The sequence below is a fragment of the Pseudomonas sp. BIOMIG1BAC genome (genome assembly GCF_001705995.2).
In the GTDB taxonomy this organism is placed as follows: Bacteria; Pseudomonadota; Gammaproteobacteria; order Pseudomonadales; family Pseudomonadaceae; genus Aquipseudomonas; species Aquipseudomonas sessilinigenes.
In genome coordinates, this window is the sequence record NZ_CP049045.1 from 7121251 (window position 1) to 7146221 (window position 24971).

The 24971-nt window shown below is 55.3% G+C and carries 35 protein-coding genes; all 35 read right to left on the reverse strand.

Translation table 11 applies throughout. The features are described 5' to 3' along the window. Window positions 1-88 precede the first annotated feature (88 nt). The 35 genes from bfr to rpoC all read right to left on the reverse strand — a co-directional run bounded on the left by bfr (window position 89) and on the right by rpoC (window position 24928). Entirely contained in the window at window positions 89-553 is a 465-nt protein-coding gene (gene bfr, locus ATY02_RS33100) for a bacterioferritin (protein ID WP_022641324.1), read from the reverse strand. A 155-nt stretch (window positions 554-708) separates the two neighbouring features. Then, window positions 709-2157, reverse strand: coding sequence for a catalase (locus ATY02_RS33105; protein ID WP_068577543.1), 1449 nt, complete (start codon window positions 2155-2157; stop codon window positions 709-711). A gap of 175 nt (window positions 2158-2332) precedes the next feature. Then, window positions 2333-2719: a 50S ribosomal protein L17 gene (gene rplQ / locus ATY02_RS33110; RefSeq protein WP_007955635.1), complete on the reverse strand. Its 387-nt coding sequence runs from the start codon at window positions 2717-2719 to the stop codon at window positions 2333-2335. Between the two features lie 42 nt (window positions 2720-2761). Further along, on the reverse strand, window positions 2762-3763 hold the full coding sequence (locus ATY02_RS33115) for a DNA-directed RNA polymerase subunit alpha (RefSeq protein WP_007970428.1): 1002 nt from the start codon (window positions 3761-3763) through the stop codon (window positions 2762-2764). A 22-nt stretch (window positions 3764-3785) separates the two neighbouring features. Beyond that, complete coding sequence (gene rpsD / locus ATY02_RS33120) at window positions 3786-4406, reverse strand: 30S ribosomal protein S4 (RefSeq protein ID WP_011063772.1); 621 nt, start codon at window positions 4404-4406, stop codon at window positions 3786-3788. An 18-nt stretch (window positions 4407-4424) separates the two neighbouring features. After that, window positions 4425-4814 (reverse strand): 30S ribosomal protein S11, encoded by a 390-nt coding sequence (gene rpsK, locus ATY02_RS33125; protein WP_007924177.1) that lies wholly within the window; start codon window positions 4812-4814, stop codon window positions 4425-4427. Window positions 4815-4844: 30 nt separating this feature from the next. Beyond that, window positions 4845-5201 (reverse strand): 30S ribosomal protein S13, encoded by a 357-nt coding sequence (gene rpsM / locus ATY02_RS33130; protein ID WP_022641369.1) that lies wholly within the window; start codon window positions 5199-5201, stop codon window positions 4845-4847. Between the two features lie 130 nt (window positions 5202-5331). After that, window positions 5332-5448: a 50S ribosomal protein L36 gene (gene rpmJ, locus ATY02_RS33135; RefSeq protein ID WP_002555468.1), complete on the reverse strand. Its 117-nt coding sequence runs from the start codon at window positions 5446-5448 to the stop codon at window positions 5332-5334. Between the two features lie 24 nt (window positions 5449-5472). Then, a complete protein-coding gene (gene secY, locus ATY02_RS33140; RefSeq protein ID WP_068577545.1) occupies window positions 5473-6801 on the reverse strand; it encodes a preprotein translocase subunit SecY in 1329 nt (442 codons plus the stop codon). Then, the gene (rplO, locus tag ATY02_RS33145) at window positions 6802-7236 is read right to left on the reverse strand and encodes a 50S ribosomal protein L15 (protein ID WP_007924183.1); all 435 of its coding nucleotides are present in this window, start codon (window positions 7234-7236) and stop codon (window positions 6802-6804) included. Window positions 7237-7239: 3 nt separating this feature from the next. After that, window positions 7240-7416, reverse strand: a complete 177-nt coding sequence (gene rpmD / locus ATY02_RS33150; RefSeq protein ID WP_003176408.1) for a 50S ribosomal protein L30 — start codon at window positions 7414-7416, stop codon at window positions 7240-7242. 2 nt (window positions 7417-7418) lie between these two features. Beyond that, window positions 7419-7919: a 30S ribosomal protein S5 gene (gene rpsE / locus ATY02_RS33155; protein WP_022641371.1), complete on the reverse strand. Its 501-nt coding sequence runs from the start codon at window positions 7917-7919 to the stop codon at window positions 7419-7421. A gap of 3 nt (window positions 7920-7922) precedes the next feature. After that, window positions 7923-8273: a 50S ribosomal protein L18 gene (rplR, locus tag ATY02_RS33160; protein WP_022641372.1), complete on the reverse strand. Its 351-nt coding sequence runs from the start codon at window positions 8271-8273 to the stop codon at window positions 7923-7925. 10 nt (window positions 8274-8283) lie between these two features. Next, window positions 8284-8817, reverse strand: coding sequence for a 50S ribosomal protein L6 (gene rplF, locus ATY02_RS33165; RefSeq protein ID WP_068577548.1), 534 nt, complete (start codon window positions 8815-8817; stop codon window positions 8284-8286). A gap of 12 nt (window positions 8818-8829) precedes the next feature. After that, window positions 8830-9222, reverse strand: a complete 393-nt coding sequence (gene rpsH / locus ATY02_RS33170; RefSeq protein WP_011063773.1) for a 30S ribosomal protein S8 — start codon at window positions 9220-9222, stop codon at window positions 8830-8832. 206 nt (window positions 9223-9428) lie between these two features. Then, a complete protein-coding gene (gene rpsN / locus ATY02_RS33175) occupies window positions 9429-9734 on the reverse strand; it encodes a 30S ribosomal protein S14 (protein WP_022641375.1) in 306 nt (101 codons plus the stop codon). Window positions 9735-9747: 13 nt separating this feature from the next. Next, complete coding sequence (gene rplE, locus ATY02_RS33180; RefSeq protein WP_022641376.1) at window positions 9748-10287, reverse strand: 50S ribosomal protein L5; 540 nt, start codon at window positions 10285-10287, stop codon at window positions 9748-9750. Between the two features lie 20 nt (window positions 10288-10307). After that, the gene (gene rplX / locus ATY02_RS33185; protein ID WP_010443924.1) at window positions 10308-10622 is read right to left on the reverse strand and encodes a 50S ribosomal protein L24; all 315 of its coding nucleotides are present in this window, start codon (window positions 10620-10622) and stop codon (window positions 10308-10310) included. Between the two features lie 11 nt (window positions 10623-10633). After that, complete coding sequence (gene rplN, locus ATY02_RS33190; protein ID WP_002555479.1) at window positions 10634-11002, reverse strand: 50S ribosomal protein L14; 369 nt, start codon at window positions 11000-11002, stop codon at window positions 10634-10636. A 23-nt stretch (window positions 11003-11025) separates the two neighbouring features. Continuing rightward, window positions 11026-11292, reverse strand: coding sequence for a 30S ribosomal protein S17 (gene rpsQ, locus ATY02_RS33195; RefSeq protein ID WP_003194644.1), 267 nt, complete (start codon window positions 11290-11292; stop codon window positions 11026-11028). Window positions 11293-11294: 2 nt separating this feature from the next. Continuing rightward, on the reverse strand, window positions 11295-11486 hold the full coding sequence (gene rpmC / locus ATY02_RS33200) for a 50S ribosomal protein L29 (protein ID WP_002555481.1): 192 nt from the start codon (window positions 11484-11486) through the stop codon (window positions 11295-11297). Continuing rightward, window positions 11486-11899 (reverse strand): 50S ribosomal protein L16, encoded by a 414-nt coding sequence (gene rplP / locus ATY02_RS33205; RefSeq protein ID WP_003228729.1) that lies wholly within the window; start codon window positions 11897-11899, stop codon window positions 11486-11488. Before rplP ends, rpmC begins: the two co-directional genes overlap by 1 nt. Before the next feature lie 12 nt (window positions 11900-11911). Then, on the reverse strand, window positions 11912-12598 hold the full coding sequence (gene rpsC / locus ATY02_RS33210) for a 30S ribosomal protein S3 (protein WP_007924192.1): 687 nt from the start codon (window positions 12596-12598) through the stop codon (window positions 11912-11914). 13 nt (window positions 12599-12611) lie between these two features. After that, on the reverse strand, window positions 12612-12944 hold the full coding sequence (gene rplV / locus ATY02_RS33215; RefSeq protein ID WP_003304070.1) for a 50S ribosomal protein L22: 333 nt from the start codon (window positions 12942-12944) through the stop codon (window positions 12612-12614). Between the two features lie 13 nt (window positions 12945-12957). Further along, window positions 12958-13233, reverse strand: coding sequence for a 30S ribosomal protein S19 (gene rpsS, locus ATY02_RS33220; RefSeq protein ID WP_002555486.1), 276 nt, complete (start codon window positions 13231-13233; stop codon window positions 12958-12960). A gap of 16 nt (window positions 13234-13249) precedes the next feature. Then, window positions 13250-14074, reverse strand: a complete 825-nt coding sequence (rplB, locus tag ATY02_RS33225; RefSeq protein ID WP_058436290.1) for a 50S ribosomal protein L2 — start codon at window positions 14072-14074, stop codon at window positions 13250-13252. Between the two features lie 14 nt (window positions 14075-14088). After that, entirely contained in the window at window positions 14089-14388 is a 300-nt protein-coding gene (gene rplW, locus ATY02_RS33230; protein ID WP_002555488.1) for a 50S ribosomal protein L23, read from the reverse strand. Further along, window positions 14385-14987 (reverse strand): 50S ribosomal protein L4, encoded by a 603-nt coding sequence (gene rplD, locus ATY02_RS33235; protein WP_068577550.1) that lies wholly within the window; start codon window positions 14985-14987, stop codon window positions 14385-14387. The genes rplW and rplD overlap by 4 nt, the downstream gene beginning before the upstream one ends. Window positions 14988-14999: 12 nt before the next feature. Then, on the reverse strand, window positions 15000-15635 hold the full coding sequence (gene rplC / locus ATY02_RS33240) for a 50S ribosomal protein L3 (protein ID WP_007924205.1): 636 nt from the start codon (window positions 15633-15635) through the stop codon (window positions 15000-15002). 80 nt (window positions 15636-15715) lie between these two features. Then, window positions 15716-16027, reverse strand: a complete 312-nt coding sequence (gene rpsJ, locus ATY02_RS33245; protein WP_003186070.1) for a 30S ribosomal protein S10 — start codon at window positions 16025-16027, stop codon at window positions 15716-15718. 140 nt (window positions 16028-16167) lie between these two features. After that, the gene (gene tuf / locus ATY02_RS33250) at window positions 16168-17361 is read right to left on the reverse strand and encodes an elongation factor Tu (RefSeq protein ID WP_011063776.1); all 1194 of its coding nucleotides are present in this window, start codon (window positions 17359-17361) and stop codon (window positions 16168-16170) included. A 34-nt stretch (window positions 17362-17395) separates the two neighbouring features. Next, the gene (fusA, locus tag ATY02_RS33255; RefSeq protein WP_068577551.1) at window positions 17396-19543 is read right to left on the reverse strand and encodes an elongation factor G; all 2148 of its coding nucleotides are present in this window, start codon (window positions 19541-19543) and stop codon (window positions 17396-17398) included. A 30-nt stretch (window positions 19544-19573) separates the two neighbouring features. Then, entirely contained in the window at window positions 19574-20044 is a 471-nt protein-coding gene (rpsG, locus tag ATY02_RS33260) for a 30S ribosomal protein S7 (protein WP_007925959.1), read from the reverse strand. Window positions 20045-20156: 112 nt separating this feature from the next. Beyond that, window positions 20157-20528: a 30S ribosomal protein S12 gene (gene rpsL / locus ATY02_RS33265; RefSeq protein ID WP_003186084.1), complete on the reverse strand. Its 372-nt coding sequence runs from the start codon at window positions 20526-20528 to the stop codon at window positions 20157-20159. 200 nt (window positions 20529-20728) lie between these two features. Beyond that, window positions 20729-24928 carry a DNA-directed RNA polymerase subunit beta' gene (gene rpoC / locus ATY02_RS33270; protein ID WP_068577553.1) on the reverse strand — a complete coding sequence of 1400 codons (4200 nt, stop codon included), beginning with the start codon at window positions 24926-24928 and terminating at the stop codon, window positions 20729-20731. Between the last annotated feature and the right edge of the window lie 43 nt (window positions 24929-24971).

Here is a 24971-nt window from a genome sequence, read left to right on the forward strand (position 1 = left end):
CGGCCATGAAAAAGCCCCTGGTACCGTATGGCGCCAGGGGCTTTTTTGTTTCTGGCATCCGCTGGGGATTCGCCAATGCGGCCTGCGATCAGAACTGCGATTGCAGGTAGTTCTCAAGGCCGATGGACTTGATCAGGCCCAGCTGCTTCTCCAGCCAGTACGTATGGTCTTCCTCGGTGTCCGCCAGCTGGACCCGCAGGATGTCACGGCTGATGTAGTCTTTGTGTAGCTCGCACAGCTCAATGCCCTTGCACAGTGCGGCACGCACCTTGTATTCCAGGCGCAGGTCACTGGCCAACATGTCAGGCACCGTGGTGCCAGTATCCAGATCATCAGGGCGCATGCGCGGCGTACCTTCAAGCATCAGGATACGTCGAATCAAGGCATCGGCGTGTTGCGCCTCTTCCTCCATCTCGTGGTTGATCCGCTCATAGAGCTTGGTGAAGCCCCAATCTTCGTACATCCGCGAGTGAATGAAATATTGGTCACGTGCTGCCAGTTCGCCCGTCAGCAACGTGTTGAGGTAATCGATTACGTCCGGGTGACCTTGCATCGCCCTACATCTCCCTGCTTGAAAGTGGATAGTTTGAACCAAGCTGACTCGCAGGTCACTTAAAAACAGCATGAAAAGTGAAGATTATCTGAGAAAAGCAGTACAAATAACGCAAAAACCGCCCAAATGAGGGCGGTTCTGCTTCTTATTTAGACTTAGTTGATCGATACACCCAAGGCCTTGGCGATACCTTCGCCATAAGCTGGGTCCGCCTTGACGAAGTGCTGCAACTGGCGCTGCACCACATCGGCGGTCACCCCGGCCATGGCGCCGGCGATATTGCTGATCAGCAGGGTCTTTTGTTCATCGTTCATCAGGCGAAACAGGGCTCCGGCATGGCTGTAGTAATCGCTGTCTTCACGATGGTCATAGCGATCGGCTGCGCCACTGAGGGCCAAGGCCGGCTCGGCGTAGCGTGGCGCCTGCTTTGGTGCATCGCTGTAGCTGTTGGGTTCATAGTTCGGAGCTGCACCACCATTGGCACCAAAGGCCATCGCACCGTCTCGCTGATAGCTGTTCACGGGGCTCAGCGGGGCGTTCACCGGCAATTGCTGGTGATTGGTACCAACGCGGTAGCGATGAGCATCGGCATAGGCAAATACCCGGCCCTGCAGCATACGGTCAGGCGACAGGCCAACGCCCGGAACCATATTGCTTGGACCAAATGCCGCCTGCTCGACCTCGGCGAAATAGTTCAGTGGGTTGCGGTTCAATTCCAGCTCACCAACCTCGATCAGTGGGAACTCTTTTTGCGACCAGGTCTTGGTCACATCGAAGGGGTTCTCGTAATGCGCTGCTGCCTGAGCCTCGGTCATGACCTGAATGCAAACGCTCCACTTGGGGAAGTCGCCACGCTCGATGGCACTGAACAGATCGCGCTGGGCATAGTCCGGATCGGTACCAGCCAGACGAGCAGCCTCTGCCGGAGCCAGGTTCTTGATCCCTTGCTTGGTCTTGTAGTGCCATTTGACCCAGTGCCGCTCGCCCTTGGCATTGATCAGGCTGTAGGTGTGGCTGCCGAAGCCGTGCATATGACGGTAGCCATCTGGAATACCCCGATCAGAGAAGAGGATGGTGACCTGGTGCAGGGCTTCTGGCGAATGCGACCAGAAGTCCCACATTGCCTGGGCGCTCTTCAGGTTGCTTTGAGGGAGACGCTTCTGGGTGTGGATAAAATCCGGAAACTTCAGCGGGTCGCGAATGAAGAACACCGGTGTGTTATTACCGACGATGTCCCAGTTGCCTTCCTCGGTATAGAACTTGAGAGCAAAGCCACGAGGATCGCGCTCGGTATCAGCCGAGCCCCGTTCACCACCCACAGTAGAGAAGCGCAAGAAGGTAGGAGTCTTTTTACCCACTGACTCGAACAGCTTGGCACTGGTGTACTGCGTGATGTCTCGGGAAACCGTGAAGGTGCCATAGGCACCCGAGCCCTTGGCGTGCACACGGCGCTCAGGAATGTTTTCGCGGTTGAAATGGGCAAGCTTTTCGATCAGGTGGAAATCATCGAGAAGCAGCGGGCCACGTGGGCCGGCAGAGCGGGAATTCTGGTTGTCAGCGACAGGAGCGCCACTTGCGGTCGTAAGAATTTTGGTCTGGCTCATGCTCAATATTCCTCTGTCAGTCTGGGAACTGCCGGCTAATCGGCTGACAAAGAGTATTGACCATCAACATTACAACATCCAATGCATTACATTTCAAAACTCAATAGAAATTAGCAATGGATATAGAAACAAAAAACCGGGCACTAGGCCCGGTTCTTTGTTTCAGACTGACGTCTTACTCAGCGGATACAGCTTCGCCGCCGACAGCACGATCAACCAGTTCAACGTACGCCATAGGAGCGTTGTCACCAGCGCGGAAACCGCACTTGAGGATGCGCAGGTAGCCACCCTCACGGGTAGCGTAACGCTTGCCCAGGTCGTTGAAGAGCTTGCCAACGATAGCTTTCGAACGAGTACGGTCGAAAGCCAGACGACGGTTAGCAACGCTGTCTGTCTTGGCCAGAGTGATCAGCGGCTCGGCAACGCGGCGCAGTTCTTTGGCTTTTGGCAGAGTAGTTTTGATCAGCTCGTGCTCGAACAGCGACACCGCCATGTTCTGGAACATGGCCTTGCGGTGCGAGCTGGTGCGGCTCAGGTGACGCCCACTTTTACGATGACGCATGGTTCATTCCTTACCAAACACAACGTTCGGTGATTACGACGATCAGGCAGTCGCCTTGTCGTCCTTCTTAAGACTTGCAGGCGGCCAGTTATCGAGGCGCATGCCGAGGGACAGACCGCGGGAGGCCAGAACATCCTTGATTTCAGTCAGGGATTTCTTGCCCAGGTTCGGAGTCTTCAACAGTTCTACTTCGGTACGCTGAATCAGGTCGCCGATGTAGTAAATGTTTTCCGCCTTAAGGCAGTTAGCCGAACGTACAGTCAGTTCCAGATCGTCAACCGGGCGAAGAAGGATCGGATCGATCTCGTCTTCCTGCTCGACTACCACTGGCTCACTGTCACCTTTGAGGTCGACGAACGCAGCCAACTGCTGTTGCAGGATGGTTGCAGCACGACGGATAGCCTCTTCAGGATCCAGGGTACCGTTGGTTTCCAGATCAATAACCAGCTTGTCCAGGTTGGTACGCTGCTCGACACGGGCGTTTTCCACCACGTAGGCGATACGGCGAACCGGGCTGAACGAAGAGTCAAGCTGCAAGCGACCAATGCTGCGGCTTTCGTCTTCATCGCTTTGACGCGAGTCGGCCGGCTCATAACCACGACCACGAGCTACTACGAGCTTCATGTTCAGAGCGCCGTTAGACGCCAGGTTAGCGATTACGTGATCGGGGTTAACGATCTCGACATCATGATCCAGCTGAATATCGGCAGCGGTAACCACCCCCGAACCCTTCTTCGACAAGGTCAGCGTAACTTCGTCACGGCCGTGCAGCTTGATAGCCAGACCTTTAAGGTTCAACAGGATTTCAATTACGTCTTCCTGTACACCTTCGATGGCGCTGTACTCGTGGAGCACACCGTCAATCTCGGCCTCGACTACTGCACAGCCGGGCATTGAGGACAACAGGATGCGGCGCAGCGCGTTGCCCAGGGTGTGGCCAAAACCACGCTCGAGAGGCTCGAGGGTGATCTTGGCGCGGGTTGGACTGACAACCTGCACATCAATATGGCGGGGTGTCAGGAACTCATTTACCGAAATCTGCATGGATGCACCTATTTTCTAGCCCTTACTTGGAGTAGAGCTCGACAATCAGGCTTTCGTTGATGTCGGCGGACAGATCACTGCGAGCTGGAACGTTCTTGAAAACGCCCGACTTCTTCTCAGTGTCTACTTCTACCCATTCTACGCGGCCACGTTGGGCACACAGATCGAGAGCTTGGACAATGCGAAGTTGGTTTTTTGCTTTCTCGCGAACAGCAACCACGTCACCAGCACGAACCTGGTAGGACGGAACGTTAACGGTCTGACCGTTTACGCTGATCGACTTGTGCGATACCAGCTGACGGGATTCGGCACGAGTAGAACCGAAGCCCATGCGGTACACAACGTTGTCCAGACGGCATTCAAGCAGTTGCAACAGGTTTTCGCCGGTTGCGCCTTTCTTGCCAGCTGCTTGCTTGTAGTAGCCGCTGAATTGACGCTCCAGAACGCCGTAGATACGACGAACTTTTTGCTTTTCACGCAGCTGGGTACCGTAGTCGGATTGACGACCACGACGCTGGCCGTGGATGCCAGGAGCTGCTTCGATGTTGCACTTGGATTCGATAGCGCGCACGCCGCTCTTCAGGAAGAGATCGGTGCCTTCGCGACGAGCCAGTTTGCATTTTGGACCAATGTAACGAGCCATTCTTTACAATCTCCTGGATTACACGCGGCGCTTCTTCGGCGGACGGCACCCGTTGTGCGGGATTGGCGTCACGTCGGTGATGCTGGCGATCTTGTAGCCACAGCCGTTCAAAGCGCGGACTGCGGATTCACGACCTGGACCTGGACCCTTGACGTTAACGTCGAGGTTCTTCAGGCCATATTCCAGCGCAGCTTGGCCAGCACGCTCAGCAGCTACTTGAGCAGCGAACGGGGTGGACTTACGAGAACCGCGGAAACCCGAACCACCGGAGGTTGCCCAGGAAAGAGCGTTACCTTGACGGTCGGTGATGGTCACGATGGTGTTGTTGAAAGACGCGTGGATATGGGCGATGCCATCAACCACTGTCTTTTTGATTTTCTTACGAGGACGAGCAGCAGGTTTTGCCATGACTAAATTCCTGTCGATTCGCTGGTGCGATTACTTGCGGATCGGCTTACGCGGACCTTTGCGAGTACGCGCGTTGGTCTTGGTACGCTGACCGCGTACTGGCAGACCACGACGATGGCGCAGACCGCGGTAGCAGCCCAGATCCATCAAGCGCTTGATTTTCATGTTGTTTTCGCGACGCAGATCACCTTCAGTGGTGAACTTCGCCACTTCGCCACGCAGCTGTTCAATTTGCTCGTCGCTCAGATCCTTGATCTTCGCAGCTGGGTTTACCCCAGTCACTGCACAGATTTTGTGTGCAGTAGTGCGACCAACACCATAGATGTAGGTCAGCGAGATAACAGTATGCTTGTTATCTGGAATGTTAACGCCTGCAATACGGGCCATTCAGTGGGACTCCAATTGACAGCTACCTACGCCCCGGAAGCCAAGAAATAGGGCGCGAGATAATATCGCTGTAATAACAAATAATCAACCCGGCAGCGCACTAGCTGCCGGGCTTGAAGCACAATCACACTCAGCCTTGGCGCTGCTTGTGACGTGGTTCCGCGCTGCAAATTACTCGAACAACACCTTCGCGGCGAATAATCTTGCAGTTACGGCACAGCTTTTTCACCGATGCACGAACTTTCATCACCAACTCCTCGAACCTTATGGATTAACGCAGCATGCCGCTGCCGTAACCCTTCAGGTTGGCTTTCTTCATCAGGGATTCGTACTGGTGGGAAACGAGGTGCGATTGTACTTGCGACATGAAGTCCATAACAACCACGACCACGATCAGCAACGAGGTCCCGCCAAGGTAGAACGGAACGTTTGCAGCAACCACCAGGAACTGTGGCAACAGGCAGACGGCCGTCATATATAGAGCACCGAACATGGTCAAGCGGGTCAGAACGCCATCAATGTAGCGCGCCGACTGCTCACCTGGACGGATACCCGGAATAAAGGCACCGGACTTCTTCAGGTTTTCCGCTACGTCTTTCGGATTGAACATCAACGCCGTATAGAAGAAGCAGAAGAAAATAATCCCTGCACTAAACAGCAGAATATTCAACGGCTGACCAGGAGCGATCGACTGCGAGATGTCCTGCAACCAGCCCATACCTTCAGACTGACCGAACCAGGCACCCAACGAAGCCGGAAACAGCAAAATGCTGCTCGCGAAAATAGCAGGAATAACACCGGCCATATTCACTTTCAGCGGCAAGTGGCTGGTCTGCGCAGCAAACACCTTACGGCCCTGCTGACGCTTGGCGTAGTGAACAGCAATACGACGCTGGCCACGCTCAATGAACACCACAAAACCGATAATCGCTACTGCCAGCAAACCGATCGCAACCAGGGCAAAGATATTGATATCACCCTGACGTGCAGACTCGAAAGACTGCCCGATCGCTCTCGGAAGACCGGCGACGATACCTGCGAAAATCAACATCGAGATACCGTTGCCAACACCACGCTCAGTAATCTGCTCACCCAGCCACATCATGAACATCGCACCAGCCACAAAAGTGGATACCGCGACGAAATGGAAGCCAAAGTCACCAGTGAACGCAACGCCCTGCCCTGCCAGACCAACGGACATGCCGATGGCCTGAACCAGAGCTAGGACGACAGTGCCGTAGCGGGTGTACTGGCTAATCTTACGACGGCCAGATTCACCTTCCTTCTTCAACTGCTCCAGCTGTGGGCTGACAGCGGTCATGAGCTGCATGATGATCGATGCCGAAATGTACGGCATGATCCCCAATGCAAAAATACTCATGCGCTCCAGCGCACCGCCGGAAAACATGTTGAACAAGCTAAGAATGGTCCCCTCACTCTGTCGAAACAGGTCTGCGAGTCGATCAGGGTTGATACCTGGAACCGGGATGTGTGCGCCAATCCGATAGACGATAATCGCCATGAACAGAAAACGCAGACGAGCCCAGAGTTCAGACATACCGCCTTTGCCGAGCGCAGAGAGAGCACCTTGCTTAGCCATTTATTCCTCGAACTTGCCGCCAGCTGCTTCGATAGCCGCACGCGCACCTTTGGTGGCTGCGATGCCCTTGATGGTCACAGCGCGAGTAACTTCGCCGGACAGCATGATTTTCACACGCTGAACGTTCTGGTTAATCACGTTGGCATCTTTCAGGGACTGCACGGTAACGATGTCGCCTTCCACTTTAGCCAGCTCGGACAGACGCACTTCTGCGCGATCCATGGCTTTCAGGGAAACGAAACCGAACTTCGGCAGGCGACGATGCAGCGGCTGTTGACCGCCTTCAAAGCCTGGAGCAATGGTGCCACCGGAGCGGGAAGTTTGACCTTTGTGACCACGGCCACCAGTCTTACCCAAACCACTACCGATACCACGGCCCGGACGATGCTTTTCGCGACGGGAACCCGGCGCTGGACTCAGATCATTGAGTTTCATCGATTAACCCTCGACACGCAGCATGTAGTAAGCCTTGTTGATCATCCCGCGGTTCTCGGGAGTATCCTGGACTTCTACAGTGTGACCGATGCGACGCAGGCCCAGACCCTTAACGCACAGCTTGTGGTTAGGGATACGGCCGGTCATGCTTTTGATCAGCGTTACTTTAACGGTAGCCATGATCAGATGATCTCCTGGACGCTTTTGCCACGCTTGGCGGCAATGGATTCAGGGGACTGCATTGCTTTCAAACCCTTGAAAGTGGCGTGAACCACGTTTACTGGGTTAGTCGAGCCGTAGCACTTGGCCAGAACGTTCTGAACGCCAGCAACTTCGAGAACAGCACGCATAGCGCCGCCAGCGATGATACCGGTACCTTCAGAAGCAGGCTGCATGTACACCTTCGAAGCGCCATGAGCGGACTTCATTGCGTACTGCAGAGTAGTGCCATCCAGATCAACCTGGATCATGTTGCGACGAGCAGCTTCCATTGCCTTCTGGATCGCAGCAGGCACTTCACGCGACTTGCCACGGCCGAAGCCAACACGGCCCTTACCATCACCAACCACGGTCAACGCGGTGAAAGTGAAGATACGGCCGCCTTTAACGGTTTTGGCTACGCGGTTAACTTGAACCAGCTTCTCGATGTAGCCTTCGTCGCGCTTTTGGTCGTTATTGGACATAACTTAGAACTCCAGCCCAGCTTCACGAGCAGCCTCAGCCAGCGCCTTGACGCGGCCGTGGTACTTGAAGCCAGAGCGGTCGAAAGCCACCTGCGAGACGCCAGCGGCTTTTGCACGCGTAGCGACCAGCTGGCCAACCTTAGTGGCCGCGTCGATGTTGCCGGTGGCACCATCACGCAGTTCTTTATCCAAAGTCGAGGCACTTGCCAGGACTTTGTTGCCGTCGGCCGAAATGACCTGGGCGTAGATGTGCTGCGAAGAGCGGAACACGCAGAGGCGCACGACTTCGAGTTCGTGCATTTTCAGGCGTGCTTTGCGAGCGCGACGCAGTCGAGTAACTTTTTTGTCGGTCATTTGCTATGCCCTACTTCTTCTTGGCTTCTTTACGACGGACGACTTCGTCCGCGTAGCGCACACCTTTACCTTTGTAAGGCTCTGGTGGACGGAAGTCGCGGATCTCAGCGGCCACTTGACCTACCAGCTGCTTATCGATGCCCTTGATCAGGATATCGGTCTGGCTAGGAGTCTCAGCGGTAATGCCTGCCGGCAGTTCGTAATCCACTGGATGCGAGAAGCCGAGGGCCAGGTTCAGCACTGTGCCTTTTGCTTGTGCCTTGTAACCAACACCGACCAGCTGGAGCTTACGCTCGAAGCCTTGGCTTACGCCTTGGACCATGTTGTTTACCAGTGCACGGGTAGTACCGGCCATTGCGCGAGTTTGTTGGTCGCCGTTGCGAGCAGCGAAACGCAGCTCACCAGCTTCCTGAACAATTTCAACGGAGGCGTGTACGTTCAGTTCGAGAGTACCCTTGGCACCCTTCACCGAAAGCTGTTGGCCGGCGAATTTTACTTCGACGCCAGCTGGCAGCTTAACGGGGTTCTTAGCGACGCGAGACATGCTTATCCCCCCTTAGAACACAGTGCAAAGAACTTCGCCGCCGACACCGGCAGCGCGCGCAGCACGATCAGTCATCACACCTTTGTTGGTGGAGACGATAGACACGCCAAGGCCGCCACGTACTTTCGGCAGCTCTTCAACGGACTTGTACTGACGCAGGCCTGGACGGCTAACGCGCTTCACTTCCTCGATGACCGGACGGCCTTCGAAGTACTTCAGCTCGATGGACAGCAGAGGTTTGATTTCACTGCTGATCTGATAACCCGCGATGTAACCTTCGTCCTTCAGGACTTTTGCTACAGCCACCTTCAGCGTGGAAGACGGCATGCTTACGACGGACTTTTCAGCCATCTGGGCATTACGGATTCGAGTTAGCATGTCCGCTAACGGGTCCTGCATACTCATGGGCTAGATGCTCCTGATACAAAAAGAATTAGCCTTGCGGCTACAACTATCGCCGAGAAATCCCGGGCAAAAAACACGGGCTCAGGCGAGCCGGTCATTCTAGACACACCCCAGAAATGAATCAAGCCCCATAAGGGGCTTGATTCACACTCAAGACCACCGGCGATCGGGTTCTCTCGACCCCGACCACGGCGGCTTTGATGTCATTACCAGCTGGCTTTGACCAGACCTGGTACGTCACCACGCATGGCAGCTTCACGCAGCTTGTTACGGCCCAGGCCGAACTTGCGGTAAACGCCGTGCGGACGACCGGTCAGGCGGCAGCGGTTACGCATGCGCGATGCGCTAGCGTCACGTGGCTGCTTCTGCAGAGCGACAGTAGCTTCCCAACGGGCTTCTGGACTTGCGTTCAGATCCACGATGATAGCTTTCAGCGCTGCACGCTTGGCGGCGTACTTGGCAACGGTGAGCTGACGCTTCAGCTCACGGTTCTTCATGCTCTTCTTGGCCATTTTCCTACTCCAATCAGTTGCGGAACGGGAATTTGAAAGCACGCAGCAGAGCGCGGCCTTCGTCATCGTTCTTGGCAGTGGTGGTCAGGGTAATGTCCAGACCGCGGAGAGCATCGATCTTGTCGTAATCGATTTCCGGGAAAATGATCTGCTCTTTCACGCCCATGCTGTAGTTGCCACGACCGTCGAAGGACTTGGCATTCAGGCCGCGGAAGTCGCGAACCCGAGGCAGGGAGATCGACAGCAGACGATCCAGGAACTCGTACATACGCTCACGACGCAGGGTCACTTTGACACCGATCGGCCAGCCTTCGCGGACTTTAAAGCCAGCGATGGATTTACGAGCGTGAGTCACAACGACTTTCTGGCCGGTGATCTTTTCCAGGTCAGCAACAGCGTGTTCGATGACTTTTTTGTCGCCGATCGCTTCGCCCAGACCCATGTTCAAGGTGATCTTGGTAACGCGCGGAACTTCCATCACGTTCGAAAGCTTAAGTTCTTCCTTAAGTTTCGGAGCGATTTCCTTCCGGTAAATCTCTTGTAGTCGTGCCATGGTCTTCTACCTAGCAGTGTTCAAGCATCAACCGCTTTTTGGGTCGACTTGAAGACACGAATTTTTTTGCCATCTTCTACTTTGAAACCAACGCGGTCAGCCTTGTTGGTTTCGCTGTTGAAAATAGCGACGTTGGAAGCGTGCAGTGGCGCTTCTTTCTCGACGATACCGCCCTGTACGCCCGACATCGGGTTAGGCTTGGTATGGCGCTTGACCAGGTTCAGGCCACCAACGACCAGACGGTCGTCAGCCAGAACCTTAAGCACTTTACCGCGCTTACCTTTGTCTTTGCCGGCGATCACGATGATCTCGTCGTCACGACGAATCTTTTGCATGTCGGATCTCCTTACAGCACTTCTGGGGCGAGCGAGACGATCTTCATGAACTTCTCAGTACGAAGTTCACGGGTCACTGGCCCAAAGATACGGGTGCCGATCGGTTCTTGCTTGTTGTTCAGCAGAACAGCAGCGTTGCCATCAAAGCGGATGATCGAGCCATCTGCACGGCGAACGCCGTGACGGGTGCGGACTACAACAGCAGTCATCACTTGGCCTTTTTTCACCTTACCGCGAGGAATTGCTTCCTTGACGGTAACCTTGATGATGTCACCGATACCAGCGTAACGACGATGGGAGCCACCCAGCACCTTGATGCACATAACGCGGCGAGCGCCGCTGTTATCGGCCACATCGAGCATGGATTGAGTCTGAATCATATAATTTCTCCGACCCCTAGCCCTTAGACTTCCACAGCGCGTTCGAGAACATCAACCAGGGCCCAGGACTTGGTCTTGGCCATCGGACGAGTTTCACGAATAGTGACCTTGTCGCCGATGTGGCACTGGTTGGTTTCGTCGTGCGCGTGCAGCTTAGTCGAACGCTTAACGTATTTACCGTAGATAGGGTGCTTAACGCGACGCTCGATCAGAACGGTGATGGTCTTGTCCATCTTGTCGCTGACAACACGGCCAGTCAGCGTACGGACAGTTTTTTCGGCTTCAGCCATGATTACTTACCTGCCTGCTGGTTGAGCACAGTCTTCACGCGAGCGATGTCACGCTTAACTTGCGAGAGCAGATGAGACTGCCCCAACTGGCCAGTTGCTTTCTGCATACGCAGATTGAACTGGTCGCGCAGCAGGCCGAGCAGTTGCTCGTTCAGCTGCTGTGCGGATTTTTCACGAAGTTCATTCGCTTTCATCACATCACCGTCCGCTTAACAAAGGAGGTGGCGAGCGGCAGCTTTGCAGCAGCCAGGGCGAAAGCCTCACGCGCCAGCTCTTCAGAAACACCCTCGATTTCATACAGGACTTTGCCTGGCTGAATCTGGGCAACCCAGTATTCGACGTTACCCTTACCTTTACCCATCCGAACTTCGAGTGGCTTCTTGGAAATAGGCTTGTCCGGGAATACACGGATCCAGATCTTACCGCCACGTTTTACGTGACGGGTCAGGGCACGACGTGCCGACTCGATCTGACGAGCGGTGAGACGACCACGAGCAACAGACTTCAGCGCGAACTCGCCGAAGCTGACTTTGCTACCGCGCAGTGCCAGACCACGGTTGTGGCCGGTCATTTGCTTGCGGAACTTCGTACGCTTTGGTTGCAACATTTGGCGTACCCCTTACTTAGCAGCTTTTTTACGAGGCGCTGGTGCTTGTGGCTTCAGCTCTTCTTGGCGACCACCAATTACTTCGCCTTTGAAGATCCAAACCTTCACACCGATCACACCGTAGGTGGTGTGAGCTTCGTAGGTGGCATAGTCGATATCGGCACGCAGGGTGTGCAGTGGCACACGACCTTCGCGATACCATTCAGTACGTGCGATTTCAGCACCGCCGAGACGACCGCTCACTTGGATTTTGATGCCTTTGGCACCAATGCGCATGGCGTTCTGTACGGCGCGCTTCATAGCGCGACGGAACATTACACGACGCTCCAGCTGCTGAGCTACGCTCTGGGCAACCAGCATACCGTCGAGTTCCGGCTTGCGGATCTCTTCGATATTGATGTGCACAGGCACACCCATTTGCTTGGTCAGGTCCTGACGCAGTTTTTCAACATCTTCACCTTTCTTGCCGATCACGATGCCGGGACGAGCGGTGTGGATGGTGATGCGTGCAGTTTGAGCCGGACGATGAATATCGATACGGCTTACGGACGCGCTTTTTAGTTTGTCTTGGAGATACTCACGCACATTCAGATCTGCGAGCAAATAGTCCGCATAAGTCCGACCGTCTGCGTACCAGACGGAGGTGTGCTCCTTGACGATTCCCAGGCGAATGCCAATGGGATGTACTTTCTGACCCATCTCTTCGACTCCGTTACTTGTCAGCAACCTTGACAGTGATATGGCAAGACCGCTTGACGATGCGATCAGCACGGCCTTTGGCACGTGGCATGATGCGCTTCAGCGAACGCCCTTCGTTGACGAAAACGGTGGAGACCTTCAGGTCATCAACGTCTGCGCCTTCGTTATGCTCGGCGTTGGCTACGGCCGACTCCAGCACTTTCTTCATGATCTCGGCGGCTTTCTTACTGCTGAAAGCCAGCAGGTTGAGCGCATCGCCCACCTTCTTCCCGCGGATCTGGTCGGCGACCAAGCGGGCTTTCTGGGCGGAGATTCGAGCGCCCGACAACTTAGCGGCTACTTCCATCGTTCCTTACCCCTTAACGCTTGGCTTTCTTGTCAGCCACGTGCCCGCGATATGTACGGGTACCGGCGAACTCGCCCAGTTTGTGGCCGACCATGTCTTCGTTCACGAGAACTGGAACATGCTGACGACCGTTATGCACAGCAATGGTCAGACCGACCATTTGTGGCAGGATCATGGAACGGCGCGACCAGGTCTTAACTGGTTTGCGATCGTTCTTTTCCGCCGCCACTTCGATCTTCTTCAGTAGGTGAAGATCAATAAAAGGACCTTTTTTCAGAGAACGTGGCACTGTCGTATCCCTCTATTTACTTGCGACGACGGACGATCATTTTGTCGGTACGCTTATTACCACGAGTCTTCGCGCCCTTAGTCGGGAAGCCCCATGGCGATACCGGATGACGACCACCGGAGGTACGACCTTCACCACCACCATGTGGGTGGTCAACCGGGTTCATGGCAACACCACGAACGGTTGGGCGAACGCCACGCCAGCGTTTGGCACCAGCTTTACCCAGCGAACGCAGGCTGTGCTCGGAGTTCGAGACTTCGCCCAGGGTCGCGCGGCACTCAGCCAGCACTTTACGCATTTCACCAGAGCGCAGACGCAGGGTCACATAGACACCCTCGCGAGCGACCAGCTGAGCCGAAGCACCAGCGGAACGAGCGATTTGCGCGCCTTTACCCGGCTTCAGCTCGATGCCGTGTACGGTGCTACCAACTGGAATGTTACGCAGCTGCAGAGCGTTGCCCGGCTTGATCGGTGCCAGAGCACCTGCGATCAGCTGGTCGCCAGCGCTCACGCCTTTAGGGGCGATGATGTAGCGACGCTCGCCATCTGCATAGCACAGCAGGGCGATGTGAGCAGTACGGTTTGGATCGTATTCGATACGCTCGACGGTGGCAGCGATGCCATCCTTATCGTTGCGACGGAAGTCGACCAGACGGTAATGCTGCTTATGACCACCACCAACGTGACGAGTAGTGATACGGCCATTGTTGTTACGACCACCAGACTTCGATTTTTTCTCGATCAGCGGTGCGTGAGGAGCGCCTTTATGCAGCTCCTGGTTGACCACCTTGACCACAAAACGGCGGCCAGGGGAAGTCGGTTTGCATTTAACGATTGCCATGATGCGCCCCTTCCTTACTCAGCACTGCTGCTGAAATCGAGATCTTGGCCTGGCTGAAGGGAGATAACTGCCTTCTTCCAGTCATTACGCTTGCCCAGACCGCGAGCGGTACGCTTGCTCTTACCCAGAACATTCAGGGTAGTAACGCGTTCCACTTTCACGCTGAACAGGCTTTCGACGGCCTTCTTGATTTCCAGCTTGGTTGCATCGGTAGCAACCTTGAAAACGAACTGGCCTTTCTTGTCTGCCAGAACCGTAGCCTTCTCGGAAACGTGCGGGCCAAGCAGAACTTTAAATACGCGTTCCTGGTTCATCCCAGCAGCTCCTCGAATTTCTTCACGGCCGACACAGTGATCAACACTTTGTCGTATGCGATCAGACTAACTGGATCGGAACCTTGCACATCACGAACATCAACGTGCGGCAGGTTGCGAGCAGCCAGGTACAGGTTCTGATCAACAGCGTCAGACACGATCAGAACGTCGGTCAGACTCATGCCGTTCAGTTTGCCCAGCAGATCTTTGGTTTTTGGAGTTTCAACAGCGAAATCCTGAACCACGACCAGACGATCAGTACGCACCAGCTCAGCAAGGATGGAACGCATTGCTGCGCGATACATCTTCTTGTTCAGCTTCTGGGAGTGATCCTGTGGACGAGCTGCGAAAGTGGTACCGCCGCCACGCCAGATTGGGCTACGGATAGTACCGGCACGAGCACGGCCAGTACCTTTCTGACGCCATGGGCGCTTGCCGCCACCGGAAACGTCGGAACGGGTCTTTTGCTGCTTGCTACCCTGACGGCCGCCGGCCATGTAGGCCACGACTGCTTGGTGAACCAGCGTCTCGTTGAATTCGCCGCCAAATGTCAGTTCGGAAACTTCGATCGCTTGAGCGTCATTTACATTTAATTGCATGTCAGCTTCCCCTTAACCGCGAGCCTTGGCAGCCGGACGCACAACCAGATTGCCGCCAGTAGCGCCAGGAACGGCACCCTTGACCAACAACAGATTGCGTTCAGCGTCGACGCGCACTACTTCCAGGGACTGTACGGTCACGCGCTCAGCGCCCATATGACCGGACATTTTCTTGCCCTTGAATACACGACCAGGAGTCTGGCACTGGCCAATAGAACCCGGGACGCGGTGGGAAACGGAGTTACCGTGGGTGTTATCTTGACCGCGGAAATTCCAACGCTTGATGGTACCGGCGAAGCCTTTACCTTTCGACTGACCGGTAACATCTACCAGTTGGCCAGCAGCGAAGATTTCTGCATTGATCAGATCGCCAGCTTGGTACTCGCCTTCTTCAAGACGGAATTCCCAAACGCCACGACCGGCAGCAACGTTCGCTTTAGCGAAGTGACCTGCTTGAGCAGCAGTCACGCGCGAAGCACGACGCTCACCTACAGTGACTTGCACTGCACGATAGCCATCGGTTTCTTCAGTTTTGAACTGGGTGACGCGATTCGGCTCGATCTCAATGACCGTGACCGGAATGGAGACACCTTCTTCGGTGAAAATACGGGTCATACCGCATTTACGACCGACTACACCAATAGTCATGTTGTAAACCTCATGAGTGTACGGGGCTTTCACCCGCTATGGCCGCCCATTTCAGAGCGTTACACGACTAAGACCGAGTCTTAGCCGAGGCTGATCTGCACTTCCACACCTGCCGCAAGATCAAGCTTCATAAGAGCATCAACGGTTTTATCCGTTGGCTGGACGATGTCCAGTACACGCTTATGAGTACGGATCTCGTACTGGTCGCGCGCGTCTTTGTTGACGTGCGGAGAAACCAGAACGGTGAACCGCTCTTTACGAGTAGGCAGTGGAATTGGACCACGCACTTGAGCACCAGTACGTTTCGCGGTTTCCACGATTTCCTGGGTGGATTGGTCGATCAGGCGATGGTCAAAAGCCTTCAACCTGATACGGATTTGCTGATTTTGCATTGGATTTCAGACTCCAGGCTGCTATTCCCACCGGGCGCAATACGCCCGTTAAAAGGAGGCGCAATTCTATAGACGGCCCCACAGAGTGTCAACCCAATAAAAAAGCCCCCGCAAGCGGGGGCTTCTTTATGAGTCGTCGATTACTCGATGACTTTGGCTACGACGCCAGCGCCGACGGTACGACCGCCTTCACGGATAGCGAAACGCAGACCATCTTCCATCGCGATGGTTTTGATCAGAGTGACAGTCATCTGGATGTTGTCACCTGGCATTACCATTTCAACGCCTTCTGGCAGTTCGCAGTTACCGGTCACGTCAGTAGTACGGAAGTAGAACTGTGGACGGTAGCCTTTGAAGAACGGAGTATGACGGCCGCCTTCTTCTTTGCTCAGAACGTAAACTTCAGCGGTGAACTTGGTGTGCGGCTTAACGGTGCCTGGCTTAACCAGAACCTGGCCACGCTCAACGTCGTCACGCTTGGTGCCACGCAGCAGAACGCCGCAGTTCTCACCAGCACGACCTTCGTCCAGCAGCTTACGGAACATCTCAACGCCGGTGCAGGTAGTTTTCTGAGTATCGCGCAGACCAACGATCTCAACTTCTTCCTGGATGCGAACGATACCACGCTCAACACGGCCAGTTACCACGGTGCCACGACCGGAGATCGAGAACACGTCTTCGATTGGCATCAGGAACGGCTTGTCGATAGCACGCTCTGGCTCTGGGATGTAGGTGTCCAGAGTTTCTACCAGACGCTTAACAGCGGTGGTACCCATTTCGTTGTCGTCTTGGCCGTTCAGAGCCATCAGAGCCGAACCGATGATGATCGGAGTGTCGTCACCTGGGAAGTCGTAAGTGCTCAGCAGGTCGCGCACTTCCATCTCAACCAGTTCCAGCAGCTCAGCGTCGTCAACCATGTCAGCCTTGTTCAGGAAGACAACGATGTACGGAACGCCTACCTGACGGGACAGCAGGATGTGCTCACGAGTTTGTGGCATCGGACCATCGGCAGCCGAGCAAACCAGGATCGCGCCGTCCATCTGGGCAGCACCAGTGATCATGTTTTTTACGTAGTCGGCGTGACCTGGGCAGTCAACGTGCGCGTAGTGACGAATGTTCGAATCGTACTCTACGTGTGCAGTGTTGATGGTGATACCACGAGCCTTTTCTTCTGGGGCGCTGTCGATCTTGTCGAAGTCAACACGAGCCGAACCGAAAACTTCGGAGCAAACGCGAGTCAGAGCAGCGGTCAGAGTGGTTTTACCGTGGTCAACGTGACCGATGGTGCCAACGTTGACGTGCGGTTTGTTACGTTCAAATTTTTCTTTAGCCACGACAATTAACTCCTAGCCTAAAGGGGAGGCTGAATCAGCCTTGTTTTTTAACGAGAGCTTCGACGATGTTCGACGGAGCTTCGGCGTATTTGGAGAATTCCATGGAGTAGCTCGCGCGACCCTGAGACATGGAACGAACGTCGGTTGCATAACCGAACATCTCACCCAGTGGCACTTCGGCACGAATCACCTTGCCGGACACCGAGTCATCCATACCCTGGATCAGACCACGACGACGGTTCAGGTCACCCATCACGTCACCCATGTAGTCCTCTGGGGTTACTACTTCAACCTTCATGATCGGCTCAAGCACAACACCGCCACCCTTCTGGGCCAGCTGCTTGGTCGCCATGGAGGCCGCTACCTTGAACGCCATCTCGTTGGAGTCGACGTCGTGGTAGGAACCATCAAACACGGTAGCCTTCAGGCCGATCAGCGGATAACCGGCAACGACGCCGTTCTTCATCTGCTCTTCGATACCCTTCTGGATAGCCGGGATGTATTCCTTAGGAACCACACCACCAACAACTTCGTTGGTGAAGACCAGACCTTCGGTAATGTTGCCGTTCGCATCGACGTCTGGCTCCGAGAAACGGATCCAGCAGTGACCGAACTGGCCGCGACCGCCGGACTGACGAACGAACTTGCCTTCGATCTCAACGTTGCTCTTGCTGATCTTCTCGCGGTACGAAACCTGCGGCTTGCCGATGTTGGCCTCGACGTTGAACTCGCGCTTCATGCGGTCAACGAGGATGTCCAGGTGCAGCTCACCCATACCCGAGATGATGGTTTGACCAGTCTCTTCGTCAGTCTTGACGCGGAACGACGGGTCTTCCTGAGCCAGCTTGCCCAGTGCAATACCCATCTTCTCCTGGTCCTGCTTGGTTTTCGGCTCTACGGCTACCGAAATCACAGGCTCAGGGAAGTCCATACGCTCAAGGATGATCTGCTTATCGAGATCGCACAGAGTGTCACCGGTGGTGACGTCCTTCATGCCGATCAGAGCAGCGATATCGCCTGCACGTACTTCCTTGATCTCTTCGCGCTGGTTGGCGTGCATCTGCACCATACGACCAACGCGCTCTTTCTTGCCCTTGACCGAGTTGATCACGGAGTCGCCCGAGCTCAGGAAGCCCGAGTAAACGCGCACGAAAGTCAGAGTACCAACGAACGGGTCAGTGGCAATCTTGAACGCCAGAGCAGAGAACGGTTCAGCATCGTCTGCGTGACGCTCGTCGTAATCCGCGTCAACCAGCTCGTCCTTCGGCTTCTCAATGAGGTCCGGATGGATACCTTTGATCGCAGGGATCTCGGTAGGAGCAGGCAGGAAGTCGATGACAGCGTCGAGAACCAGGGGAACACCCTTGTTCTTGAACGAAGAACCGCAGACAGCAGGAACGATCTCGCTGGCCAGGGTACGAGCACGCAGACCGGCCTTGATTTCTTCGGCGGTCAGGTCACCTTCTTCAAGGTACTTGTTCATCAGCTCTTCGTTGGCTTCGGCAGCAGCTTCAACCATGTTGGAGCGCCACTCGTTGGCCAGGTCCAGCATATCGGCAGGAATTTCTTCCTCGCGATAGGTAGTACCCTTGTCGTCGTCGTTCCAGTAGATCGCCTTCATCTTGATCAGGTCGACCTGACCCTGGAAGTTATCTTCCGAGCCAATAGCCAACTGAACCGGAACCGGGGTGTGACCCAGGCGGTTCTTGATCTGGCCAACTACACGCAGGAAGTTGGCACCGGCGCGGTCCATCTTGTTCACGTAAACAACACGTGGAACACCGTACTTGTTGGCTTGACGCCATACGGTTTCAGACTGAGGCTCAACACCGGAAGTACCACAGAACACAACGACCGCGCCGTCGAGTACGCGCAGAGAGCGCTCTACTTCAATGGTGAAGTCTACGTGACCAGGGGTATCGATAACGTTTACACGATAGTTATCGTATTGGCCGCGCGACCCTTTCCAGAAGGTAGTAACAGCAGCGGAGGTAATGGTAATACCACGCTCCTGCTCCTGCACCATCCAGTCTGTAGTAGCCGCGCCGTCATGCACCTCACCCATCTTGTGGCTGAGACCTGTGTAAAACAGGATCCGCTCGGTAGTGGTAGTCTTGCCCGCGTCAACGTGGGCACAGATACCGATGTTACGGTAGCGGTTGATTGCTGTAGTACGAGCCATAAAGCCCTCGCAAATTGAATGATGCCGATATTAGAAGCGGTAGTGCGAGAAAGCCTTGTTGGCTTCAGCCATACGGTGAACGTCTTCACGCTTCTTAACTGCAGCACCTTTGCCTTCGGCAGCGTCCAGCAGTTCGCCAGCCAAACGCAGAGCCATAGACTTCTCGCCGCGCTTGCGCGCGAAGTCTACCAACCAGCGCATTGCCAGAGCGTTACGACGGGACGGACGAACTTCGACCGGAACCTGGTAAGTAGCACCGCCTACACGGCGCGACTTCACTTCGACCAGCGGAGCGATGGCGTCGAGAGCTTTCTCGAAGATTTCCAGGGGATCGCTGTTCTTGCGTTCTTTAACTTTTTCCAGCGCGCCATAAACGATACGCTCGGCAACGGCTTTCTTGCCGCTTTCCATTACGTGGTTCATGAACTTGGCGAGGATCTGGCTTCCGTATTTCGGATCGTCCAGAATCTCACGCTTGGCTGCTACGCGACGTCTTGGCATTGATAAGCCCTCAAACGGTCTTCAGGTTAGCTCGGGACAGCTACCAACAAAGGAGACGTGCCCGACCTTACTCTTATCGACTCAATATAAATAAAATCTGCAAAACGACCGATTACTTCGGACGTTTGGTACCGTACTTCGAACGACCCTGGTTACGACCTTTAACGCCGGAGGTATCCAGAGAGCCGCGAACGGTGTGGTAACGAACACCTGGCAAGTCTTTTACACGGCCGCCGCGAATCAGTACGACGCTGTGCTCTTGCAGGTTGTGGCCTTCACCACCGATGTACGAGGAAACCTCGAAACCGTTGGTCAGACGCACACGGCATACTTTACGCAGTGCCGAGTTAGGTTTTTTCGGCGTAGTGGTGTACACGCGAGTGCACACGCCACGACGCTGCGGGCAGTTCTGCAGCGCAGGCACGTCGGATTTCTCGACGATACGCTTACGCGGCTGACGTACCAGCTGGTTGATAGTTGCCATCTACTAGCTCCACTGTTGTCTTTCGACATAAACAAAATGGCGAAGCATACACTCCACCAATTTTAGGGGTACAAGAGTCTAAAGAGGATCTTACCCCCAGTCAAGACAAGGCCCCGAACTCCCCGATCAGTGAACCTCAACAAGAATGTCGAGGTTCTCAGTCGGAGAAATCGGGGCCTAGTCTCAATCTATTACTGGCATCAGCTACCGCTGGAGTTCAGCGCTTCTGTCAGTGCTGCTTCGACTTCACTTGCACTTACGCGCAGAGGTTTGTCGGCATCACGACGACGCTTACGCTCGCTGTGGTAAGCCAAACCAGTACCGGCCGGAATCAAGCGACCCACGACCACGTTTTCTTTCAAGCCGCGCAGATAGTCACGCTTGCCAGTTACCGCTGCTTCAGTCAGTACACGCGTGGTCTCTTGGAAAGAGGCCGCCGAGATGAACGACTCGGTAGACAAGGACGCCTTGGTAATACCCAGCAACACGCGGGTGAACTTGGCGATGAACTTGTCTTCGGTGCTCAGGCGCTCGTTTTCTACCAGTACCTGAGTCAGCTCCATCTGGTCGCCCTTGATGAAGCTGGAATCGCCAGATTCAGCGATCTCAACTTTACGCAACATCTGACGCAGAATCGTCTCGATGTGCTTATCGTTGATCTTCACGCCTTGCAGACGGTAAACGTCCTGGATCTCGTTAACGATGTACTTGGCCAGCGCACTGACACCCAACAGACGCAGGATATCGTGCGGATCGCTTGGACCGTCGGAGATAACTTCGCCGCGGTTCACTTGTTCGCCTTCGAAGACGTTCAGGTGGCGCCACTTTGGAATCAGCTCTTCATACGGATCGCTACCGTCGTTCGGGGTAATGACCAAGCGGCGCTTGCCCTTGGTTTCTTTACCGAACGCGATGGTACCGCTGACTTCTGCCAGGATCGACGCCTCTTTCGGACGACGAGCCTCGAACAAGTCGGCAACACGCGGCAGACCACCGGTGATGTCACGGGTCTTCGAGGTTTCTTGCGGGATACGAGCGATAACATCACCGATCGCAATCTGCGCACCGTCGGCAACACCAACCAGGGCGTTGGCCGGCAGGAAGTACTGGGCCGGTACGTCGGTACCTGGCAGCAGCAGATCCTTGCCATCCATGCCAACCATCTTCACAGCAGGACGAATGTCCTTACCGGCAGCTGGGCGGTCTTTGACATCGAGCACTTCGATGTTGGTCATACCGGTCAATTCGTCGGTCTGACGCTTGATCGTGATGCCTTCTTCCATGCCCACGTAGGTCACGGTACCTTTCATTTCGGTAACGATTGGGTGGGTGTGCGGGTCCCACTTGGCCACGATGGCACCAGCGTCGACCTTGTCACCTTCCTTCACCGAAATCACGGCGCCGTAAGGCAGCTTGTAGCGCTCACGCTCGCGACCGAAGTCGTCGGCGATCGCCAGTTCACCGGAACGGGATACCGCAACCAGGTGACCGTCGACACGCTCTACGTGCTTCAGGTTATGCAGGCGCACAGTACCGCCGTTCTTCACCTGGACGCTGTCGGCCGCCGAGGTCCGGCTTGCCGCACCACCGATGTGGAACGTACGCATGGTCAGCTGGGTACCCGGCTCACCGATGGACTGGGCAGCAATAACGCCGACCGCCTCACCGATGTTCACCAGGTGACCACGGGCCAGGTCGCGACCGTAGCACTTGGCGCAGATACCGTAACGGGTTTCGCAGCTGATCGGCGAACGTACAACCACTTCGTCGATGCTGTTGAGTTCGATGAACTCGACCCACTTCTCGTCTACCAGGGTGCCGGCAGGAACGATGACGTCCTCGGTACCTGGCTTGAATACGTCACGGGCGATAACACGACCCAATACGCGCTCACCCAGAGGCTCTACTACGTCACCGCCTTCAATGTGCGGAGTCATCAGCAGACCGTGTTCGGTGCCGCAATCGATCTCGGTTACAACCAGGTCTTGCGCTACGTCTACCAGACGACGAGTCAGGTAACCGGAGTTCGCAGTTTTCAACGCGGTATCCGCCAGACCTTTACGAGCACCGTGAGTCGAGATGAAGTACTGGAGTACGCTCAAACCTTCACGGAAGTTCGCAGTAATCGGCGTTTCGATGATGGAGCCGTCTGGCTTGGCCATCAAACCACGCATACCGGCCAGCTGACGGATCTGTGCTGCGGAACCCCGCGCACCCGAGTCGGCCATCATGTACATCGAGTTGAAGGACTCTTGGTCGACTTCGTCGCCATTGCGGTCGATGACCTTCTCTTTCGAGAGGTTGGCCATCATCGCCTTGGATACTTCGTCGTTGGCCTTCGACCAAAGGTCGATCACTTTGTTGTACTTCTCGCCCTGGGTTACCAGGCCGGAGGCGTACTGGCTCTCGATCTCTTTCACTTCGTCGGTGGCAGCACCGATGATGCGGGCTTTTTCATCCGGGATAACGAAGTCGTTAACACCGATGGAAACGCCGGAAATGGTCGAATAAGCAAAACCGGTGTACATCAACTGGTCAGCGAAGATAACGGTCTCTTTCAGACCAACCACGCGGTAGCACTGGTTGATCAGCTTGGAGATCGCCTTCTTCTTCATCGGCAGGTTGACGACGTCGAACGACAGGCCCTTCGGCACAACCTGGAACAGCAGCGCACGGCCGACAGTGGTGTCGACGATACGGGTGGCGCTCACGCTGCCGCCATCACGATCGTTGACGGTTTCGCTGATACGAACCTTGATCTTGGCGTGCAGAGCAGCTTCGCCGGCGCGGAATACGCGGTCGACTTCCTGCAGGTCCGCGAACACACGACCTTCGCCCTTGGCGTTGATCGCTTCACGAGTCATGTAGTACAGACCCAGTACAACGTCCTGCGACGGAACGATGATTGGCTCACCGTTGGCTGGCGACAGGATGTTGTTGGTCGACATCATCAACGCACGCGCTTCCAGCTGGGCTTCCAGCGTCAGCGGTACGTGCACGGCCATTTGGTCGCCGTCGAAGTCGGCGTTGTACGCAGCACAGACCAGAGGGTGCAGCTGGATAGCCTTACCTTCGATCAGTACCGGTTCAAACGCCTGGATGCCCAGACGGTGAAGGGTCGGTGCACGGTTGAGCAGCACGGGGTGTTCGCGAATCACTTCAGCAAGAACGTCCCAAACTTCCGGCAGCTCGCGCTCGACCATCTTCTTGGCGGCTTTGATGGTGGTGGCCAGGCCACGCATTTCCAACTTACCGAAGATGAACGGCTTGAACAGCTCGAGAGCCATCTTCTTCGGCAGACCGCACTGGTGCAGACGCAGGGTCGGGCCTACGGTAATTACCGAACGACCAGAGTAGTCAACACGCTTACCGAGCAAGTTCTGACGGAAACGACCTTGCTTACCCTTGATCATGTCAGCCAGGGATTTCAGAGGACGCTTGTTCGAACCGGTGATAGCACGGCCACGACGGCCGTTGTCGAGCAAGGCGTCGACAGCTTCCTGCAACATACGCTTTTCGTTGCGCACGATGATGTCCGGAGCGGACAGGTCCAGCAGGCGCTTCAAACGGTTGTTACGGTTGATCACTCGACGATACAGATCGTTGAGGTCGGAAGTCGCGAAACGACCGCCATCCAGCGGAACCAGTGGACGCAGATCTGGCGGCAGAACCGGCAGAACGGTCAGCACCATCCACTCTGGCAAGTTGCCGGAACCCTGGAAGGCTTCCATCAACTTCAGGCGCTTGGACAGCTTCTTGATCTTGGTTTCCGAGTTGGTTTGCGGAATCTCTTCACGCAGACGGCCAATCTCGTGCTCCAGGTCGATAGCGTGCAGCAGCTCGCGGACAGCCTCGGCCCCCATACGGGCGTCGAAATCATCACCGAACTCTTCCAGCGCTTCGAAGTACTGCTCGTCGTTCAGCAGCTGGCCCTTTTCCAGGGTGGTCATGCCTGGATCGATAACGACATAGCTCTCGAAGTAGAGAACGCGTTCGATATCACGCAGGGTCATGTCCATCAGCAGGCCGATGCGGGACGGCAGCGATTTCAGGAACCAGATGTGGGCAACCGGCGAAGCCAGTTCGATGTGCGCCATGCGCTCACGACGAACCTTGGCCAGTGCGACTTCAACGCCGCACTTCTCGCAGATCACGCCGCGATGCTTCAAGCGCTTGTACTTACCACACAGGCACTCGTAATCCTTTACTGGGCCAAAGATCTTGGCGCAGAACAGGCCGTCACGCTCAGGCTTGAACGTACGGTAGTTGATGGTTTCCGGCTTTTTAACTTCACCGAACGACCACGAACGGATCATCTCAGGCGAGGCCAATCCGATACGGATGGCGTCGAACTCTTCGACTTGACCCTGGTTTTTCAGCAAATTCAGTAGGTCTTTCAAGGCCTTTCCTCCTGGCGGAGCAGGAAGCGGGCAATACCTGCCC

Coding starts and splice junctions, on each gene's coding strand:
- bfr (WP_022641324.1), bottom strand. CDS start 553: ATGCAAGGTCACCCGGACGTAATCGATTACCTCAACACGTTGCTGACG.
- ATY02_RS33105 (WP_068577543.1), bottom strand. CDS start 2,157: ATGAGCCAGACCAAAATTCTTACGACCGCAAGTGGCGCTCCTGTCGCT.
- rplQ (WP_007955635.1), bottom strand. CDS start 2,719: ATGCGTCATCGTAAAAGTGGGCGTCACCTGAGCCGCACCAGCTCGCAC.
- ATY02_RS33115 (WP_007970428.1), bottom strand. CDS start 3,763: ATGCAGATTTCGGTAAATGAGTTCCTGACACCCCGCCATATTGATGTG.
- rpsD (WP_011063772.1), bottom strand. CDS start 4,406: ATGGCTCGTTACATTGGTCCAAAATGCAAACTGGCTCGTCGCGAAGGC.
- rpsK (WP_007924177.1), bottom strand. CDS start 4,814: ATGGCAAAACCTGCTGCTCGTCCTCGTAAGAAAATCAAAAAGACAGTG.
- rpsM (WP_022641369.1), bottom strand. CDS start 5,201: ATGGCCCGTATTGCAGGCGTTAACATTCCAGATAACAAGCATACTGTT.
- rpmJ (WP_002555468.1), bottom strand. CDS start 5,448: ATGAAAGTTCGTGCATCGGTGAAAAAGCTGTGCCGTAACTGCAAGATT.
- secY (WP_068577545.1), bottom strand. CDS start 6,801: ATGGCTAAGCAAGGTGCTCTCTCTGCGCTCGGCAAAGGCGGTATGTCT.
- rplO (WP_007924183.1), bottom strand. CDS start 7,236: ATGAAACTCAATGATCTGAGTCCAGCGCCGGGTTCCCGTCGCGAAAAG.
- rpmD (WP_003176408.1), bottom strand. CDS start 7,416: ATGGCTACCGTTAAAGTAACGCTGATCAAAAGCATGACCGGCCGTATC.
- rpsE (WP_022641371.1), bottom strand. CDS start 7,919: ATGTCCAATAACGACCAAAAGCGCGACGAAGGCTACATCGAGAAGCTG.
- rplR (WP_022641372.1), bottom strand. CDS start 8,273: ATGACCGACAAAAAAGTTACTCGACTGCGTCGCGCTCGCAAAGCACGC.
- rplF (WP_068577548.1), bottom strand. CDS start 8,817: ATGTCTCGCGTCGCTAAGAACCCCGTTAAGCTGCCAGCTGGCGTCGAA.
- rpsH (WP_011063773.1), bottom strand. CDS start 9,222: ATGAGTATGCAGGACCCGTTAGCGGACATGCTAACTCGAATCCGTAAT.
- rpsN (WP_022641375.1), bottom strand. CDS start 9,734: ATGGCCAAGAAGAGCATGAAGAACCGTGAGCTGAAGCGTCAGCTCACC.
- rplE (WP_022641376.1), bottom strand. CDS start 10,287: ATGGCACGACTACAAGAGATTTACCGGAAGGAAATCGCTCCGAAACTT.
- rplX (WP_010443924.1), bottom strand. CDS start 10,622: ATGCAAAAGATTCGTCGTGACGACGAGATCATCGTGATCGCCGGCAAA.
- rplN (WP_002555479.1), bottom strand. CDS start 11,002: ATGATTCAGACTCAATCCATGCTCGATGTGGCCGATAACAGCGGCGCT.
- rpsQ (WP_003194644.1), bottom strand. CDS start 11,292: ATGGCTGAAGCCGAAAAAACTGTCCGTACGCTGACTGGCCGTGTTGTC.
- rpmC (WP_002555481.1), bottom strand. CDS start 11,486: ATGAAAGCGAATGAACTTCGTGAAAAATCCGCACAGCAGCTGAACGAG.
- rplP (WP_003228729.1), bottom strand. CDS start 11,899: ATGTTGCAACCAAAGCGTACGAAGTTCCGCAAGCAAATGACCGGCCAC.
- rpsC (WP_007924192.1), bottom strand. CDS start 12,598: ATGGGTCAGAAAGTACATCCCATTGGCATTCGCCTGGGAATCGTCAAG.
- rplV (WP_003304070.1), bottom strand. CDS start 12,944: ATGGAAGTAGCCGCTAAGTTGTCGGGCGCTCGAATCTCCGCCCAGAAA.
- rplB (WP_058436290.1), bottom strand. CDS start 14,074: ATGGCAATCGTTAAATGCAAACCGACTTCCCCTGGCCGCCGTTTTGTG.
- rplW (WP_002555488.1), bottom strand. CDS start 14,388: ATGAACCAGGAACGCGTATTTAAAGTTCTGCTTGGCCCGCACGTTTCC.
- rplD (WP_068577550.1), bottom strand. CDS start 14,987: ATGCAATTAAATGTAAATGACGCTCAAGCGATCGAAGTTTCCGAACTG.
- rplC (WP_007924205.1), bottom strand. CDS start 15,635: ATGACTATTGGTGTAGTCGGTCGTAAATGCGGTATGACCCGTATTTTC.
- rpsJ (WP_003186070.1), bottom strand. CDS start 16,027: ATGCAAAATCAGCAAATCCGTATCAGGTTGAAGGCTTTTGACCATCGC.
- fusA (WP_068577551.1), bottom strand. CDS start 19,543: ATGGCTCGTACTACAGCAATCAACCGCTACCGTAACATCGGTATCTGT.
- rpsG (WP_007925959.1), bottom strand. CDS start 20,044: ATGCCAAGACGTCGCGTAGCAGCCAAGCGTGAGATTCTGGACGATCCG.
- rpsL (WP_003186084.1), bottom strand. CDS start 20,528: ATGGCAACTATCAACCAGCTGGTACGTCAGCCGCGTAAGCGTATCGTC.